An 18,781-nucleotide genomic window follows, 5' to 3' on the forward strand; every position below is an offset into this window, starting at 1 on the left:
GTCGGGCATGCAGGGAGGAACCGCTGACCGCCGGAGACGGGCGGGGCTCCCGGACGAGCGGGTCGGCATCACCCCTAAGAGTGGTCTTGAATCTGTGACGTCCCTGTGACACAGCGAAAACGCGGCGAAACGATCCGGCCCCTAGCGTCGCCGATCACTCGTGCAGCGTCGCACGAGTGTCATCGCCGCCTCGCGACGATCGGATGAGTGCGTCGGAGCCGCCGCTCCACCACTGCGGATCCGCTCGCGTGCGGCCGGCAGCCAGAAGCGCTGAGGGGGTGGCGGCCAGGCGGCCTGGGCCGTCCCCGTCCTCCCGAGCACGACGAAAGCAGACTCCCCATGCCAGGTCCCTCTCCCTCCGACAACGTCTCCGACGCCGCCGAGACCGCCTACGACGGCTGCGGCCACCCGGTTCCGGCCCCGCGGGTCTCGCGTCGCGCGCTGTTCGCCGGTGCCGGAGCCACCGCCGCCGTCGTACCGCTCGCGATGCGCGTGCCCCACGCGGACGCCGAGTCGGCGCCGGCGAAGCGGGTGCGGCCGGCCAACGAGATCGGCCGCGGCCACTACCTCATCAAGAATGCCGCCCTGGTGTCGGTCGACCCGGAGATCGGCAACCAGCAGGACGTCGACATCGAGGTCAAGGACGGGGTGATCCTGCGGATCGGCTCCCGGTTGACGGCCGCCGGCGCCGAGCAGATCGACGCGAGCGCCATGATCGTGATGCCCGGATTCATCGAGACGCACTACCACATGTGGAGTGCGCTGGGCCGAAACTTCGTGGGGGACGGCTTCGAGTACTTCCCGGCCAAGTCGGCGACCGTGGCGGCCTACGAGCCCCGCGACTTCTACAACAGCGTCCTCCTCGGCCTGGCCGAGGCGGCGAGCGCGGGCATCACGACGGTCCACAACTGGGCCCACAACGTCCGCGCGCCCGAGTACGCCGACGCCGAGCTGCGCGCCCACCGCGACGCCGCCGTCCGCGCGCGCTACTCCTACGGCCACCGCGACGGCCAGCCCGCTACCCAGCTCATCGACATCGCCGACATCGACCGGGTCCGGACCCAGTGGTTCGGCTCGAGCTCGCCGTTCGAGGACGTGGTGCACCTCGGGGTGAACGTCCGCGGCCCGTCGAACATGACGACCTTCCAGGCGGAGATGGCCCTGCTCACCGAGCGCGGGATCCCGGTCAGCGTGCACTCGGGCCAGGGCCCCACGACGGCGGTCAAGCCCGCCGACCTCGAGACCCAGGGCTACCTCGGACCCGACTTCCTGGTCTGTCACAACCTGCCCGCGACCCAGGCCGACCGCGACGCCATGAAGCGCACCGGCGCTCCGGTCAGCTTCGCCCCGCACTCGGAGCTGCGGCTCGGGACGGCCGGTGGCTACCACGGCCAGCTGCTGCGCTCGAAGGCCGACGGACTGATCATCTCGCTGTCCTTCGACGCCTCGTCCCTGGCGCCGATCAACATGTTCGAGTCGATGAACCTGACCTGGAACCTCGGCATCCCGTACATCGGCACCGACACGGCGAGCCTCGCCCCGGTCCTGCTGAAGGACGTCATCGAGTGGGCGACCCTGGGCGGCGCCCGCGCACTGGGCATCGACGACGTCACCGGCTCCATCACCCCGGGCAAGCGGGCCGACATCATCATGATCCGCCAGGACGACCTCAACATGGCCCCGGCCTGCGACGTCGAGTCGGCGATCGTGCGGGTCGCGACCCCGGCCAACGTCGACACCGTCATGGTCGACGGTCGCGTCCTCAAGCGCGGCGGCAAGCTGGTCGGCTTCGACACCCAGAGGATCGTCCGCAACGCCGCGTCGTCCGCGCACGCCGTGCGGACCAGGGCGGGTGGCCGGCTGAAGCCCGCGTCGGTCAAGGTCCCGACCTTCTGACCGCCCTGATCGCCGTCCCTCTCCCCGTCTCCCGAAGGAAGCCATGAACCTGCTCTCCCACCGCCGCCGCGCGGTCGCCGCCGGCGTCTCGGCCGCGTGCGTCCTGTCGCTCGCCGTCGCGGCTGTCGCCGTCCCCGCGACGGCCGAACCGACCACCTCGACCGCAGCCCTCCCCGCCGGCTCCCCGGCCGTGGTCGGGCTCGGCATCAGCGACGCCCAGGCCCTCCTCACCCGGGGCAGCACCACCTCGGTGGCGCTGGTCCAGGCCTACCTCGCGCGGATCGCGGCGTACGACGACCCGTACGGCGACCAGCCCGGCCTGAACGCCATCCTCCGTCTCAACGACCAGGCGCTGGCCGAGGCCGCCGCCCTCGACGCCGAGCGCGCCGCGGGCAAGGTCCGCGGTCCGCTCCACGGCGTACCGATCCTGGTCAAGGACAACTACGACACCGGCGACATGCCGACCACGAGCGGCTCGACGGCCCTGGCGGACTTCCAGCCGGCCGACGACGCCACCCAGATCGCTCGGCTGCGGGCCGCGGGCGCGATCGTGATCGCCAAGACGAACCTGCACGAGTTCGCCTACGGCATCACGACCGTCAGCTCCCTCGGCGGCCAGACCACCAACCCCTACGACCAGACCCGGAACCCGGGCGGCTCCAGCGGCGGGACAGGATCCGGCGTCGGAGCGGCCTTCGCTGCCGGCGGCATGGGCACCGACACCTGCGGCTCGATCCGCTACCCCGCCACGCACCAGAACCTGGTCGGCCTCCGCCCGACCCTCGGCCTGACCAGCCGCGACGGCATCGCCCCCATGTCGCAGACCCAGGACACCGGCGGGCCGATCGTCCGCTCGGTCCGAGACGCCGCGATCGTGCTCGACGCCACCGTCGGCTACGACCCGGCGGACCCGATCACCGCCGAGTCCAACGGCAAGACCCCGGCGTCGTACCTCGACTCCCTCGACGACGGCCTGCAGGGGAAGAGGATCGGCCTGCTGGTGAACTCCACCTACCTCGGCGCCACCCAGGCCGAGCAGCCGGTCACCGAGCTCATGTACGACGCCGTGGACCAGCTGGAGGCAGCCGGTGCGGAGGTCGTCGAGGTGGCCCTGTCGCCCGAGCTGGTCGCCGACATCGGCGGCGCCAGCGTCCTGGCCCAGGAGTTCCGCCGCGACCTCAACACCTACCTGGCCCAGCCCGGAGCCACGTTCTCGGCCGAGGTGGCCGCGCTCACGGCGCCGACGGACACCCTCACGCTGAGCGACATCATCGCCACGAACACGGCGGTCGTGCAGAGCCAGCTGACCGGCGCCCAGAACCAGCCCGAGCTTCCGAGCGCCGACTACGAGGCCCGTCTCGCGAAGCGTGCCTCGGCCCAGGCCAAGCTCACCGAGCTGATGGAGGTCAACGACTTCGACGCCCTCGGCTACCCCACGCTGAAGCAGACCGCCGCGTCCATCGGGCAGAGCCAGCCGGGTGGCAACTGCGGCATCTCGGCGGTGACCGGCTTCCCCGCCCTCACCGTCCCGGCCGGGTTCACCAGCGCCGGCATGCCCATGGGTCTCGAGCTCCTCGGCACCCCGTTCAGCGAGCCGACCCTCCTCGCCATCGGTGCCGGCTTCGAGAGGACCGCCGACCACCAGAAGCCCCCGGCCTCGGTCCCCGAGCTCGCCGTCGACGCGATCCGCCCGGTCGGGCTGACCGGCACGGCCGCCGCCGCGACCTTCGGACGGGCCACCACGGTCACCGCGACGGTGACGTCCGCCGTCCCCGCCCGGGGACGCCTGAGCGTGACCCGCGCCGACGGGACCGTCCTCGGCACCGCCGCCGTCACCGCCCGGTCCTCCACGACCCAGGTCCGGATCCAGGTACCCGCCGGTCGCCTGCCCGGCGGCACGTCGCGCCTCACGCTCGCCTACGCCCCCAGTGCCGGCAACGCGACCGGAGCATCGAAGGTCGCCGTCGCCGCCCAGGTCCGTCGGGCGAAGCCCTCCGCCACGGTGCTGCGCTCCTCGGGACTCGCCCAGGGCGCCCGCGCGCGCATCCGGGTCCGTCTCTCCGCCATCGCCGGTACGGCGCCGCGCGGGACGGTCGTCGTCCGCGTCGGTGGACGCGCGGTGGGCAAGGCCGCGGTCCGCAAGGTCGGCGGGGACTGGATCGCGGTCGTCCGCACCGCGAGACTCACCCGGCCCGGCGCGGTGGTGCTGACGTACAAGCCCTCCGCGGCGGTGAGGACCAACCTCGCCGCGACGACGTACCGCACCCGCCTGAAGGTGACCCGACGCTAGGCGGGCCCGGCCGGGCGGAACGGACGACGACACGTCCGTGACTCGCCCGACGTCGTGACCCAGCGAGAACCTCCGGCGGAGACGGACCATCGAATGGTCCTCGTTCGCCGGAGGTTCTCGTGCGTCCTAGGTCGCCGGGCACCCATGCGGTGCCGGCCGCCGGTGCTGGCTCTCCCTTGTCGCACCGGAGGTTTCGACGACACCCGGTTGCTGGAGCGAAGCGCGCTCAGCACGCCGATATCTCCACAGTGTGTGGAGGTTTTGACCTGACGTGACTGGTAGCAGAAGTCAGGGAGGCCGTGCGGTCTAGACCGATGTTGGCGATTTTCCCACAGCTATCCCGTTATTCAGGCAATAAACCTCCATGTCTTGTGAAGGTCCTGGAGGCGAGTGTCGTAGGTCCCCGCGACAGCGATGACACATGGCCGGCGGAGACCGGTCGGGAGCGAAGGAGTTCGATGCACGCGTTCAGGAGCATCCGGTGGACGGTCGGGCGGCGGCTGGCGGTGATCACCGCGGTGGGCGTCGCCGTGACCTCCACGGTATCGGTGGTGGCGTGGGCGTCCGGGGGCGTCGTCGAGGACGACGCGGAGTCGGTGCGGACCAGCGCTCGCGTCCAGGCGGTCTACCAGTCGCTCGACACCGAGGCCAGCGAGGTCAAGGCGGCCGGGTTCGCGGCCCTGGGGGGACTGGAGGCCGGTGGGGCAGACGGCGCCTCGGGGGCCGGCACCTCGGTCCTGGCCGACCACTCCCGCCGCATCGAGTCGCTGCTGGACGAGCTCGCCGGCCTGAGCGAGTCCGGCTCCTCGGCGGACCGGCAGACCCTTGCCGGGACGGAGGCGGCTTTCGAGCGCTTCCTGCCACTGGTCGCCGATGCGGCGGAGCGTGCTCGGACCACCTCGCAGACGGGGGCAGGGGCCGATCCGTCGACGTCGCGGGCGGTCGCCGAGGCCAGCGAGGAACTGCACGGCCAGCTCACGGACGCCGTCGATCGCGTGACCGCCGACAGCGCCGATGCCTCCTCCCACCTGCTGACCGCCGCCTCGGGGCTCCGCGCCACGGTGCTGTGGGTCACCCTCGGGGGACTGACGCTGCTGATCGGTCTGGCCTGGGCGATCGCGCGAAGCCTGGTCCGACCCCTGAAGGCGGCGATCGCCGCCCTGCAGCGGATGGCCGACGGCGACCTCACGACCCGGCTGCCGGAGACGGCGTCGGGGTGCACCGGTGACCTCCAGAAGGCGTTCAACCGCTCGGCCGAGAACGTCAGCGGCATCGTCGGCACCGTCTCGTCGAGCGCGGTCGCGGTGGCGGCGGCCTCGGAGGAGCTGTCGGCCTCGAGCCAGCAGATCGCGGCCGGCGCCGAGGAGACCACCGTCCAGGCCGGCGTGGTGTCCGGTGCCGCCGACGAGGTCTCCCGCAACGTCGGCACCGTCGCCGCCGGCGCCGAGGAGATGGGCGCCTCCATCCGCGAGATCGCCCACTCCGCCAACGAGGCCGCCCGCGTCGCCGCCGAGGCCGTCACCACCGTGGAGGTCACCAACGAGACCGTCGCCAAGCTCGGGACGTCGAGCCAGGAGATCGGCAACGTGGTCAAGGTGATCACCTCGATCGCGGAGCAGACCAACCTGCTGGCCCTCAACGCGACCATCGAGGCCGCCCGGGCCGGTGAGGCCGGCAAGGGCTTCGCGGTCGTGGCCAACGAGGTCAAGGAGCTGGCCCAGGAGACCGCTCGGGCGACCGAGGACATCTCGCGTCGGGTGGAGGCGATCCAGGCCGACACGTCCGGTGCCGTGGTGGCGATCGGTGAGATCGCCGAGATCATCACGAGCATCAACGACTACCAGAACACCATCGCCGCGGCGGTGGAGGAGCAGACCGCCACGACCAACGAGATGTCCCGCAACGTCGCCGAGGCCTCCACCGGCTCGGGAGAGATCGCGACCAACATCTCGGGTGTCGCGGCTGCGGCGGAGAGCACGACGCAGGCGGTCAACCAAACGCTGACCGCGATCGCCGAGCTGGCCACCATGGCCGCCGACCTCAACACCGAGGTCGGGAGGTTCCGCGTGGCGTGACGGGGCTAGCCCGACCCGGCAGCGAGCACGTCGACGACCGTCAGCGGGGGCCGTCCGATCAGCCGGCTGAGCTCGTCGGGCGGCTGGGCGAGCAGCCCGGCGCGGAACAGGGCGTGCACCGGGCCGAACGGGCCCAGCCCGGCCTCGTCGACGGACTCGTGGTGGACGGGACGGCCGAGCCGGTCGGCGAGCTCGCGGGCGAGGGCGTCGTACGTCCACCCCGGGCCGTTGAGGTCGAGCGTCGTCCCGGGCACGGGGTTCGCCAGCGCGCGGGCGGCGGCCATGGCGAGGTCACGGACCGACGCCGTGCGGACCGGATGTCCGTACGTCGCGGATCGGACGACCCCGGTCGTGGTCGCCTCCCACCGGGCCCGGGCGACGAACGGCTCGGTGTAGAGGCCGTTGCGGAGGATCGTGTAGCTCGTCGGACCCTCGGTCAGGGCGCGCTCGGTCCGGTGGTGGCCGGGATCGTGCTCGGAACCGAGAGCGCTGGTGTAGACGAGGTGCCGGGTCCCGGCGGCGGCCACGGCGTCGAGGACGGCGAGGTGCTGACGGCTCCGGGTGGCGGAGTCGAGGACGGGGCTCGACACCAGCAGGACACGGTCGATGCCGTCGCACGCCGCCCGGAGACTGGCCGGGTCGTCGTAGTCGCCGCGGCGTACGAGGACGCCGGACGCGACGAGCGCGTCGGTGTCGGCGCCCGGCCGGGCGAGGGCGACGAGGTCGGCGTGGGGGTCGAGGGTCTGGAGTGCCTGGGTGGCCAGGTGGCCGAGGGTCCCGGTAGCACCGGTGACGAGGTAGCTGGTCATGGTCGTCGTTCCTGGGGAGAAGGGTCGCGTCAACGAGCCGGCGGGACAGGGGGCCGGTGCCCACGAGACGGGCAGGCAGTAGCGGACGAGCGCGCAGGGGCTCGCCGACGGACGCGATCAGCCAGGAGGGTCAGGACTGGGAAAGAAGCACAGTGCGTCGAGGATAGGGGAGTCGGGCGGAGCCCGGTGCTTTACCTTCGTCCCGTGGCGAGACAGGGAGCGTCCTCCGCGGACGAGGTGCGCCGGAGACTGGTGGAGGCGGCGGTCCGCGCGCTGCGGGAGCTGGCGCCCGCGGACCTGCTGTCGGCCATCGGGTCGCGGGAGCTGGCCCGCCGGGCGGAGGTGAGCTCGACCTCGCTCTTCTACCACTTCGGCTCGATGGAGGCGTTCGCCGACGAGGTGGTCGGGCGGGTCTTCGACCCCGACAAGCTCCCGAAAGAGCGGACGCACGCGCTGATCGGCCGGGTCCGCGCCGGCGTCGTCCCCCTGCCCGACCTGCTCGAGCTGCACCGGCAGGAGCTCGGCCGCCTCAGCGGCGACCCCGAGCTGCGGGTCCGGCTGGGGCTGTGGGCGCTGGGCGGGGCGGCGGTCGACGACGTGTACGCCGCGTACCTGACCGAGCTGGACCGGCTGCTCGCGGCGCTGGTGGGACCGGTGTTCGAGGGGTGGGGGCGGGAGCTGCGCTCGCCGTACGACATGGCGACCTTCGTGGCGACCCAGGGCGCGCTGCTGACCGGCTCGGCGATCCGGCACGTCGTCGATCCCCGGGTCAGCCGGCCGGAGGTGTTCGCACGGGCGGCCGGCTCGTTGAGCGTGGTCGCGGTCGGGCCGGTGGGGGACCGGCGCGAGGTGGACGACCGGCTCGCGGAGGTGAACTACTACGCGGATCGTGCCGCGGTCGTCGCCCCGACCGCCGACGGGCGCCGTGAGCGCACCCGGGCCCGGATCCTCCAGGCGGCCAGCGCCCCGTTCGCCGAGCGGGGGTACGACGGCGTGACCCTCGCGCAGGTGGCACGGGCAGCAGGCGTCAGCGTCTCGACGCTTGCCCAGCACTTCCCGACGAAGGCCGCGCTGGCCGCCGCCGTGTTCCGCCACGCCGTCGCCGGGCACCTGGCCGGGCTGACGACGGACCCGACCACCCCGGCCGATGACCGTCTGGCCGACGTCGTGGGCGAGATCGCCCGGGCCGCCGGGACGTACGTCGGGGTCGCCGCGCCGTACCTCGCCGAGGCGACCGCGCACGATCCGCGGCACGAGGGCGATCCGGTGGTGACGGCGGTCCGTGCGCTCGTGGAGGAGCTCGCCGCGGCCGACCGGCTGCGGACGTCGCTCGCCGCGGGAGCGGTCGCGGACCTGCTCGTGGTCACGACGGTCAGCCAGGTCGTCGCCGCCCCGAGCCAGGACCTCGTCCGGCTGGCCCACGACGTGGTCGGCCTGGTCGTCGAGCCGTCCGAGGTTTGAGCGACCGCTCAAGAGGTCCCGCTCGACCCACGGTCACGCGGGGTGGAGATCGATCAGTCCGGTTCCGGTTCAGGTAAAGGACCTCGGGCGGGTGCCGATGCATGGTGTCGTACCGCCTGGCCGTTCGGCCCGCCCCATCCTGTCCGTCCGGTCCTCGAAGGGTCCCGCATGTCCTTCTCCCCGCGCGCCTCGACCTCGCCTACCGGCGTCCGTCGTCGCCGTCGTCTCGCCGTTCCTGTCACGGCCCTGACGCTTCTCGGCGTCGTCTGCGTCCCCGTGACGTCCCCGGCCGCCGCGGCCCCCGCGCCACAGGCCGACGGCTCCGCGATGCGGACCGGCGTGCTGGCGATCGCCGGCGCCATCTCGGCCGTCGGCCAGACGCCCGAGCTCGCGACGGCGCTGCCGTTCGCCCCGACCTCCGTGGCGGAGCTGCTCGACCTGGACGCCAACCTGGCGAAGGGCGTCGAGCGGGCGCTGGAGAACGGTGGGACCAACCTTGCGGCGGCGCTCGACTCGATCGACGGCGTCGACGTCGGCCCCGGGAGCACCGCGCGCTCGATCTCGTTCACCTACGACCGGACCGTCACCACGGACCTCGACCTGGCCTACGACGACGGCGACCTCCGGGTCGGCGGGCAGGGCGCCGGCGGCGAGGTCGAGGTCTCGCTGATCACCGACGACGCGCACCCCTTCGTCGTGAGCATCGACCCCGACCAGCAGGACCCGCTGCTGCGCACCGCCCTGGTCAGCCAGCCCGTCATGGACCTGTCGATCACGGTCGACACCGACGACATCCACGGCCTCGACGCGCGCCAGGGCTTCACCCGGCTCGACGTGACCGACGGCCACTACCGGATCGAGCGCGACCAGCGGATCACCATGCGCGACCCCGACGGTCGCAGCCTGCTCACCATCGAGGACCTGCGGTACTCGACGCTGCCCGACCTCTTCCGCATCGTCACCGGCACCGACGACCTGGACATCGAGCTCGGCCTGGCGCTCCCCGACTCCCTCGCCGGGGGCGCGGACGACGAGCGCACCGGCACCCTGGGCCTGGACGGCGTCCCGTCCGGCGTGGTGTGGCCGAAGGCGGGCGACGCGGTCCGCGACTACGGCACCGCGCTGGCCCGGGCCACGAGCCTCTCGATGGTCGACGGCATGACCTCGCTCGCGCAGTACACCGGCACGGTGCTGTCCCTCCAGGACGCCGCCGACGTCGACTTCCCCAACCTCCAGGGCGGTACGACGGACCTGTTCGCCCCCGGCGACGACCTGCTCGACATGGTCGCGACCTCCGCCGCGGCGCAGGTCCAGTGCGGCGTGGCACCGCAGTCCCCGCCGGGTGGCGTGGCGGCTCCGGGCGACACGACGTACTGCCAGGCGACGACGGCCGACGGCCTCGGCGAGCCCACCGGCATCACCTGGAAGCTGAACGACGGCGGCACCATCGCCAGTGCTCCCGACGCGGCGCTCGGCGAGTCCCCGAGCGACTTCGTCGTGGTCGAGAACGGCGACGGCGAGCCCGACCTCGAGGTCTCCTTCACCGCCGACGGCGAGCCGCTGGCCGGCCGGACGGTTCCGCGCACGGTCCAGGACGTCGTCAGCCGGATCGACGAGATCGAGGGCTCCAGCGCGAAGGCCACCCTCACCGCGGACCGGCTCGACGTCGACGTCTCGATCGTCCGCGCGGAGAACACCGAGTCGCTGGAGCTGGGCAACCCGAGCACGCTGGGCACCCTGGTCGGCCTCACCGGGCTGCGCTCCGAGGACCCGGAGAACCCCGCGACCGCGCCGGCGACGGCCACCGGGGCGAGCTTCGACGTGGGCTTCGGCATCCAGACCGGCCCGCTCGGCGAGGGCGAGTCCCGCGAGACGGTCCTGCTGCCGCGCGACGGCTCCCTCCTCGTCGTCGAGGGGCTCAGCGCCTCGGCTCCGTCGACCGTCACGGGTCTGCCGGCGCGGATCGGCTTCCTGGGCGTGACCACCGACCTCGAGGAGCTGAGCCTGGGCACCGCCGGCTCCGCGAACGCCGTCGAGCTGGAGCGCGTCGTCCGGGCCGGTCAGTCCGTCACCGACCCGCTTCCCCTCACCGACCTCGTCAGCGAGGACGGCACCGTCGACACCGACCAGCTCTCGCTGACCTCCGCCGTGACCGGGTCCATCGCCTTCACGGCGACCGAGCGCCCCCTGCCCGGCGGCGCCCACGCCGTGGGCACCGCGGCCGACCCCGCCAGCGGCACCGCGAAGGTCTCCTGGAGTGCACGCTCCGTGCCCTCCGTCACCGTGGACGCCGGCTACGAGCGCCTCCGGGTCTTCGACCCGGTCCCGGCCGCCTTCCTGCGCGGCACGGCCCGGGTGACCACCACCGACGGCGTCGAGTCCGTGACCGTCGACGTCACCTCGCTCCCGCAGGGCCAGACCCTGTACGACGCGCTCCGCGTGGGCGCCAGCCCCGACCCGGTCGGCGTCGCCCGGCGACTCGTCGGCGACGGCGTCGCCTGCCAGAACGTCACGATCCTCGACGCGGACTCGCTCACCTGCGGCGAGCTCGCGCCCAGCGGCCGGGCCGCCTGGGCCGACGGGGCGACCGTCGACGCGATCGTCCTCGGCAACCCCTACGTCATGCGGGACTCCGTCATCGAGGGCCTGGCCTCCACGCTCTCGAAGTTCGACCAGCTCGCGGGCGACAACCTGACCGGCGCCGACGACCAGCCGGCCGACCAGTACGCCTCCACGCTCCCGCTGGTGGACCTCAAGCCCGCCCAGCTGGCCGTCGAGCGCGACACGCTGCGTGCCGGCATCGGCGGCCTGACCCAGGCCGCGGCGGCCGACGAGGGCGGCACCGGCGGTGCCACCCTGCCGTCGGTCTCGAGCGTCCAGGAGCTCTCCGCCGCCGTCGACACGCTCTTCGCGGCCGACAGCGGTCACCAGCCCACGATCGACTTCGATCTCGGTGCCCAGGCGCTGGCCGTCGAGCTGAGCGTCCAGGCCCCCGAGAGCACCGTGCTGCGGGCCGCCCTCCGCTTCGACGACGCCGGCTCGCCGAGCCAGCCCGGCCGCGGCCAGGTCATGAGCGGCCGGGTCGAGGACGAGCAGCGGACCGTCCCGGTCGCCGTCGAGTCGTCGACGACGCTCGCGCTGGCCGTCGACCGCGCCACGGCGCGCGCCGCCGTCACCGCGCCCACCGGCACCTCCTCGAGCGCCGTGGTCGGGCGCACCGGCCCCCAGCTGGCCGAGCACCCGCTCCAGGCCGGTGTCAGCGCGCTCGAGGTCCTCGGCAAGGACACCAGCGTCAACCCGGTCCAGGACAGCTCGGTCGACCTCGGCGTCGACGTGAGCACGACGTACGTCGCCGACGGTGACGGCCTGCTGCGGACCACCCGCACCAACGCCCGCTCCTCGGGCCGGGCCGCCGAGGCCCGCCTCGTCGTCGGCCCCGGCGACCTGATCTCGTACGACGCCGACGCCACCGACACCTCCGGCGGCGAGGGCACCGCCCAGCCCGCCCCCGACCCGATGCAGGTCGGCTTCCTGGCCGAGGGCCTCGACGGCCTCGCGGCCGCGATCGGCTCCGCGCAGGACGGCGCGGCCCCGCGCAACCTGGACCCGCAGACGAGGGTCCCCGTGTCGGCGCCGCTCATCGGCACCGACCTGGACGCCGGCGCCGGCGTCCCCGACACCCTGACCTCGCTCACCTCCGCCCTGCGGACCGAGCTCGCGGCGCCCGCCGTCGCGGAGGCCGCGGACGCCGCCGCGCTGAAGGGCGCGCTCGACGACGCCGTCTCCGCCGCGGTCGGGTCGACCGAGGGCATCGCCCCCGTCGCCGCGCGCGACGTGGCCGTCGAGGTCACCTGCGGCGGTCTCGCCGGCGCGTGCAGCCCGTGCCCGAGCGTCGACCCCCAGGACCCGGACCCGGCCGCGTGCACGACCGACAGCAGCACCGGCTGGAAGAGCGTCGAGGTCTCCTTCCTGCTCGACGGCGTCGAGGCCGAGGGCGAGGTGGCCTTCGAGACCGGTCTCGCCGGGCTCGAGGTCCGCTCGGACAAGATGGTCGAGACCACGACCACGTGGTCGCTCCCGGTCACGCTGCGCCTCGTGCGCGGCGTCGGCCCGCAGGTCGTCGTCGGTGCGGACGAGGCCCTCGAGACCCACGTCAGCGCCCGCCTCCCCGAGGACGGCATCGACGCCATCGTCGGCTACCTGCCCGCCCACCTGGACGCGCAGGACGCGGCCGACAAGTCCGTCGACACCGTCATCCGGATCGCTCCCGAGCCGGGGGCCTACGACCTGTTCGATCTCTACGACGGCGAGCTGAAGGCGCGCCCGTCGTTTACCGACACCGCCGACGGCCCGGAGGAGGGCCTGACCCTCGGCTTCGCGACCCTGGACCAGCCCGGCCTCCTGGGCCTCGAGGGCACCCTCGGGCTCCCCTGGACGGCCGACGAGGGCTTCGGCGAGGTCACGTACGACGAGGTCACCCTCGACGTCGGTGACGTCATCGCCGGCTTGGCGACGCCGTTCGCGGTCCTGGACCCCTACCTGGCCCCCGTCCGCGACGTCGTCGACGTGATGCGGAGCCCGATCCCCGTGATCTCGGACCTGTCCGAGCTCGCCGGTGGCGACGAGGTCTCGCTGCTGAGCCTGCTGGAGACCGCGGCCAAGGCGACGCGGAAGCCCCAGCTCGAGCTGGCCCACCGGGTCATCGGCCTGACCGGCGGCGTGACCGACATGGTCACGGCCGCGAAGGCGCTCGCCAAGGGCAAGGTCCCGCTCGAGGAGCTCGCCGACGTCGGCGCGCTGCTCACGATCGAGCCCGGCGACGTCTCGCTCCTGGAGAGCTGCACGCAGACCGTCCGCCCCGCCGGCGGCAAGGCGAGCGCCCCGCAGCCGTGCGAGGACGAGGAGGAGGACGACGGCAAGGGCGGCGTGGCCGGTCAGTCGACCGCCGAGAAGCGCACCGGCGACCGCAACGCCAAGAAGACGGTCGACGAGCGGACCGGCGAGGTCACCGCGCAGCTGCCGGGCTTCTCGCTGCCGTTCCTGGCCGACACCGACCAGGTGCTCGACCTGCTGACCGGCGAGGGCGAGGCGTCGTACTTCCGCCTCGACCTGGGCAAGCTCGCCGCCTCGGTCTCCTACAGCCGCAAGTTCGGCCCGATCATGGCCGGCCCCGTGCCGATCGTCCCGTTCGTCGGCGGCTCCATCTCCATCGAGGGCCGGCTCGCGATGGGCTTCGACTCCCTCCCGCAGACGCTGGCCGCCGAGTCGGTCGCGCCCGGTGACGTCGACGCCCTGGTCGCGAAGTACGACAAGTTCGACGGCGGCGACGTGATCCGCGAGGGCTTCTACCTCGACGACCTGGACTCCGACGGCGAGGACGTGCCCGAGGTCAAGCTCGTGACCACGATCGAGGCCGGCGCGAGCGTGTCGATCGGCATCGTGTCGGCGGGTCTCAAGGGCGGCATCACCCTGACGGTCAACCTCGACCTGAACGACCCGAACGACGACGGACGGATCCGTACGGCCGAGATCCGGCAGATCTTCAACGGCAACGCGTCGTGCATCTTCGACGCCAGCGCCACGATCGAGGCCTTCATCTCGATCTTCGTGGAGATCGAGCTGCTCTTCACCTCGCTCGAGTACGAGTTCGACCTGCTCCGCCTCGGCCCGTACGAGCTCTTCAAGTACGGCTGCCCCGACGCGGTGCCGACCCTCGTCACGGCGAGCGGTGACGGCTCGGAGCTGAGGCTCACCAGCGGTGGGCGCAGCGGCGAACGGATGCCCGGCGGCACCGACGGGGTCGACGAGTACGAGGTCCGGCAGTACGACCGCGCCGGCGTGACGACGTACGAGGTCTCCGGCTTCGGCCGGGTCCAGAACGTCACGGTGACGCGCTCCGGGGGCTCCTGGACCGTCCGGATCTTCCAGTCCGGCGTCAACCTGCCGGGCCAGGACGTCCTGCGCACCGTGACCTCCTCGACGCGCCCGACCTTCGTGGCCGACGGCGGCGCGGGCGACGACACCCTCTCCTTCCTGGCCGGCGAGGACTTCGCGGACGACGGTGCCGGTGGCGTGAAGCTCCAGCAGACGCCGTTCGACACCCGGGTCACCGCGCTGACCGGCGGTCCCGGCAACGACGTCCTCGAGACCGGCGACGCCGACGACACCGGCGTCGACGGCGGCCCGGGCAACGACAGCATCTCGCTGGGCCTCGGCGACGACCGCGCCACCGGTGGCACCGGCGACGACGTCATGGACGGCGGCGCCGGACGTGACGACCTCAGCGGCGGCTCCGGCAACGACCGGATCTCCGGTGGCGCCGGTGCGGACCGGCTCCTCGGCGAGAACGGCGAGGACAACCTGGTCGGCGGCCCCGGACGCGACGTCCGTGCCCTCCTGGTGCGCCCCCGCGGCTCGGCAGCCGGCGTGGTGGCCGACCAGGTGCGGCTCGGCTTCGACAGCGGCGACATCATCGTCGGCGGCGCGGGTGCGGACTCGGTCGACGGCGGCGACGGCTCGGACCTGGTCGTGGGTGGCGACGCCCCCTCGCTCAGCAACCCGGCCATCGGCTCGGTGTTCCGCACCGGCAGCCGTTCGGTGAGCGTGCTGAGGCAGGGCGCCACCGACGACGACCCGAACGAGTTCACGACCGAGTCGGTGCCGGTGGACACGGCGACCGTGCCCACCGCCCAGGAGCTCGACACCCTCTGCACGTCCGGCACGCCCGAGACCGGCGCGGGCAGCGCCGACTACGTCACCGGCGGCCCCGAGGCCGACGTGGTCGTGGGCGGCAACGGGCCGGACAGCCTCGACGGCGGTGCGGGACCCGACGAGATCTGCGGGCGCGCCGGCAACGACTCGATCTCCGGCGACGGTGCCGGCGGGTCGGACGGCTCCGACCCCGCGGTCGACTCCGACGTCATCCGCGGCGGCACCGGCGACGACCGGGTCGACGCGGGCCTGGGCGACGACGTCGTCTTCGGTGACGACGTCGACCTCTACCGGGCCGGCAACGGCCGCTGGCTCGACGGGTCCCTGCGCGGGACCGGTCGTGGCCAGGGCGACGACTACCTCGCGGGCGGGCCGGGCACCGACGTGCTCGCCGGCGGCAACGGCGCCGACCTCGTGGTCGGCGGCGCCGGCGACGACGCGACGTACGGCGAGGGCCGCGACACCGCGGCCGTCGGCGGGGCCGCGCCCCCGGTCAGCGAGCGCCTGCTCGACTGCAACCCGGCGACGCGCGTCGTGGCCGGACGCATCGACCTGAACGGCGACCTGCTCGCCGGCCCGGCCGACGCGGTCAACGGCATCGCGGCCGACACCGGCCAGCTCGCGGGCATGGACGTCGTCGACGGCGTGCTCCGGGACCCGGCGACCGGGGCCACCCTCAACGGCCTGCTCAACGGCGACATCGTCGTCGTCGGCGGCCGGGTCGACCTGGACCGCGACGGCGTCGTCGGCTCGGACCGCGACGACACGGGCTCGATCCCGCTGCCCTCGATGCTCGACACCGGCGCGAACGAGGATGGCGACTGCGTCCTGGCCGGCGACGGCGACGACGAGCTGCGCGGCGGCACCGGCTCCGACTACCTCGGTGCGGGCGACGGCGTCGACCTCGCCGACGGCGGGGACGGCAACGACCTGGTCCTCGGCGACGCGGGCACCGACGTCCTGCTCGGCGGACCCCACCACGACGTGCTCGTCGGCGGGATCGGCGACGACCACCTCGTCGGCGGCAACGGCGACGACCGGCTGCGCGGCAACGAGGGCGCCGACGACCTGGTCGGCGGGTCCGAGACCCCGGGCGCCCGCGACGGCCAGGACGTGCTCCTGGGCGGCCGCGACGAGGACGTCCTGGTCGCGGAGAACGGCATCCTCGTCTCCGAGGACATCGTCGCCGCCAGCGGCGCCACGTCCTGGGCGGACGCGGAGATCGTGCCCGACGCCGTGCGCGGCGACGACCCCAGCCTGGTGTTCGAGTCCAGCGCGCTGACCTGCGGTGACGCGCCGACGACCCGCTACCTCACCGTCGTCGCGGACGACGGCGTGGCGGGCACGCCGGTGGCCTCGCCCGGGACCCCGCTCGCCTACGACGAGCTGTACGGCGGCTTCGGCTGCGACGTCGTGCTGGGCTCGCCCGGCGACGACCTCGTCCGCGGCGGCCCGGACAGCGACCTCGTCGAGGGCGGCCCCGGTGCGGACCAGGGCTACGGCGACGACGGCGACGACGTCGTGGTCGGCGGCTCGACCTTCGACCCGACCGCGCAGCGGACGCCGTACACGGTGGAGCGCAGCGGGGCCAGCGTGCCCGACGCCGGCGACCGGCTGTTCGGCGACGGCGGCCCGGACGCGATCGACGGCGCCGACCTGGTCGCCGGCGACAACGCCCTCCCGATCCGGGTCCCGGCGCTCGCCGTGGCCGGGGTGCGGACGGCGTACACCCTGCGCCTCGACAACGTGGCGACCGTGGCCTCCGGGCCGGCGACCATCGGCGCGGGCGACGTCATCAGCGGTGGTGGCAAGCGCGACCTGGTCTTCGGCCAGGCCGGTGCCGACACCATCGACGGTGACGCCGGCGACGACTACGTCGAGGGCAACGACGGGGCCGACGACCTGCGCGGCGGCGCGGACGACGACGACCTCGTCGGCGGCTCCTCGACCGCGGACGGCCTGCCCCTCGGGGTCACCGGCCTGCGGCTGGCGCGTGCCGCCGAGGCCGTCCCGGCCTCGGCCCCGCGCCTGCTCGACGGCAGCGACCGGATCTCCGGCGGTGCGGACGACGACGTGGTCATCGGCGACAACGGACTGCTCACGCGGCCGTCCGACGTCCGGTCGACCCGTGCCGACGGCACCACCCTGCGCACCATCCGGCTCGACGACGTCGTGACGGCCGCCCGGCCCACGGCCGTGCCGGCCTCGGTGGGTGCGGCGGACACCCTGTCCGGCGACGCCGGACGCGACCTGATGTTCGGTCAGGCCGGCAACGACGCGATGTCCGGCGGCGCGGGCGACGACTACCTGGAGGGCAACGTCGGCGACGACAGCCTCGGCGGCGGCGACGGCGAGGACGACCTCGTCGGCGGCGGCTCCAGCCAGGGCGTGGTCATCTCGGTCGCCCAGGGCGTGGTCGTCGACCGCCTGCTCACCGCGCCGACCAAGGCCACCGACCCGTCGGCCGCCGGCCTCGTGGACGGCAACGACCGGCTCGACGGCGGCAACGCCCGGGACGTCCTCCTGGGCGACAGCGGTCGGATCACCCGCCACGGCCCGAACCGGACGCTGCTCGGCGGCGCCTCCGGACCGCAGGTCGTGCGTCAGGTCGCGATGGCCGACGAGCGTCCGGGTGCCTGGGCAGGCAGCGACCAGCTGTTCGGCGGCGCCGGCGACGACGACCTCTACGGCCAGCTCGACTCGACCCTGTCCACGCGGAACCAGCTCTCCTACGGTGGCGAGCGCGTCCGGGGCGACATCCTGGACGGCGGCGCGGGCGACGACGCGCTCGTCGGCGACCAGGGCGTCAGCGTCCCGACGCCCGCGGCGGCCCTCGGCGAGATCGACCGCACCGTCACGGACAGCTCCCGGTTCCTCCGCGAGCTGCTCCGCCCGCGCGGCACGCTGGTCCGGGTCGTGACCCTGACCCAGTCGACGACGGGCGGCGACGACCTGCTGCTCGGCGGGACGGGGGCGGACTCGGTGCACGCCGGGGCCGGCCGCGACCTGGTCAACGCCGGCGACGGCGACGACGTGGTCTTCGGCGGCGACGGCAGCGACGCCCTCTGGGGCGGCGTCGGCCACGACCGGATCTTCGGTGGCGCGGGCGACGACGCCCTCGACCTGAAGCGGCGGGGGACCGACACCAAGCTGTGGCGGCTCGTGGCCCCGACCGTGGACACCGACGGCGTTCGCAAGACGCTCAACGGCCGCGACGTGCTCTACGGCGGCGCCGGCGCGGACGCGATGCAGGCCGACCAGGGCGACTCGGGCACCACCCGGGTCATCCAGGGCGACCGGCTCATCGACTGGCAGGCCAAGACCAACTACCAGAAGGTCTGCGTCCAGGGCAGCGGGGCGGGCAAGGCCCGCGCCACCGTCACCACCTCGATGGTGGCGACGCTCCGTCTGCTCGCCGCCGCCAACGGCTCGGTCGGACCGGCCGAGCTGGCGATCCCGGGCGACGAACGTCGTCGTACCTATCCCGGGGCTCGGAACCTCGTCTGCGAGGTCCGATGACCCCCGTCCCACCCGTCCTG

General features: G+C 73.7%; 6 protein-coding genes. 5 read left to right on the forward strand and 1 reads right to left on the reverse strand.

Translation table 11 applies throughout. The annotated features are described in order from the left end of the window. Positions 1-339: 339 nt before the first annotated feature. From BLT76_RS13860 to BLT76_RS13870, 3 genes are all read left to right on the forward strand, one after another. Complete coding sequence (locus tag BLT76_RS13860; RefSeq protein WP_211752953.1) at positions 340-1,896, forward strand: amidohydrolase family protein; 1,557 nt, start codon at positions 340-342, stop codon at positions 1,894-1,896. A gap of 43 nt (positions 1,897-1,939) precedes the next feature. Next, the gene (locus BLT76_RS13865) at positions 1,940-4,186 is read left to right on the forward strand and encodes an amidase family protein (protein WP_090856963.1); all 2,247 of its coding nucleotides are present in this window, start codon (positions 1,940-1,942) and stop codon (positions 4,184-4,186) included. A gap of 458 nt (positions 4,187-4,644) precedes the next feature. Then, entirely contained in the window at positions 4,645-6,261 is a 1,617-nt protein-coding gene (locus BLT76_RS13870) for a methyl-accepting chemotaxis protein (RefSeq protein WP_090856966.1), read from the forward strand. A 5-nt stretch (positions 6,262-6,266) separates the two neighbouring features. Here BLT76_RS13870 and BLT76_RS13875 read toward each other — a convergent pair whose 3' ends face one another. Then, entirely contained in the window at positions 6,267-7,070 is an 804-nt protein-coding gene (locus BLT76_RS13875; protein ID WP_090857532.1) for an NAD(P)H-binding protein, read from the reverse strand. 204 nt (positions 7,071-7,274) lie between these two features. Here BLT76_RS13875 and BLT76_RS25410 point away from each other — a divergent pair, with 204 nt between their 5' ends. After that, complete coding sequence (locus tag BLT76_RS25410) at positions 7,275-8,531, forward strand: TetR/AcrR family transcriptional regulator (RefSeq protein ID WP_170867060.1); 1,257 nt, start codon at positions 7,275-7,277, stop codon at positions 8,529-8,531. A gap of 168 nt (positions 8,532-8,699) precedes the next feature. Next, positions 8,700-18,761, forward strand: a complete 10,062-nt coding sequence (locus tag BLT76_RS13890) for a calcium-binding protein (protein WP_139175536.1) — start codon at positions 8,700-8,702, stop codon at positions 18,759-18,761. Positions 18,762-18,781 lie beyond the last annotated feature (20 nt).

Origin of the sequence: Nocardioides lianchengensis, from assembly GCF_900101465.1 — a bacterium.
GTDB lineage: Bacteria > Actinomycetota > Actinomycetes > Propionibacteriales > Nocardioidaceae > Nocardioides > Nocardioides lianchengensis.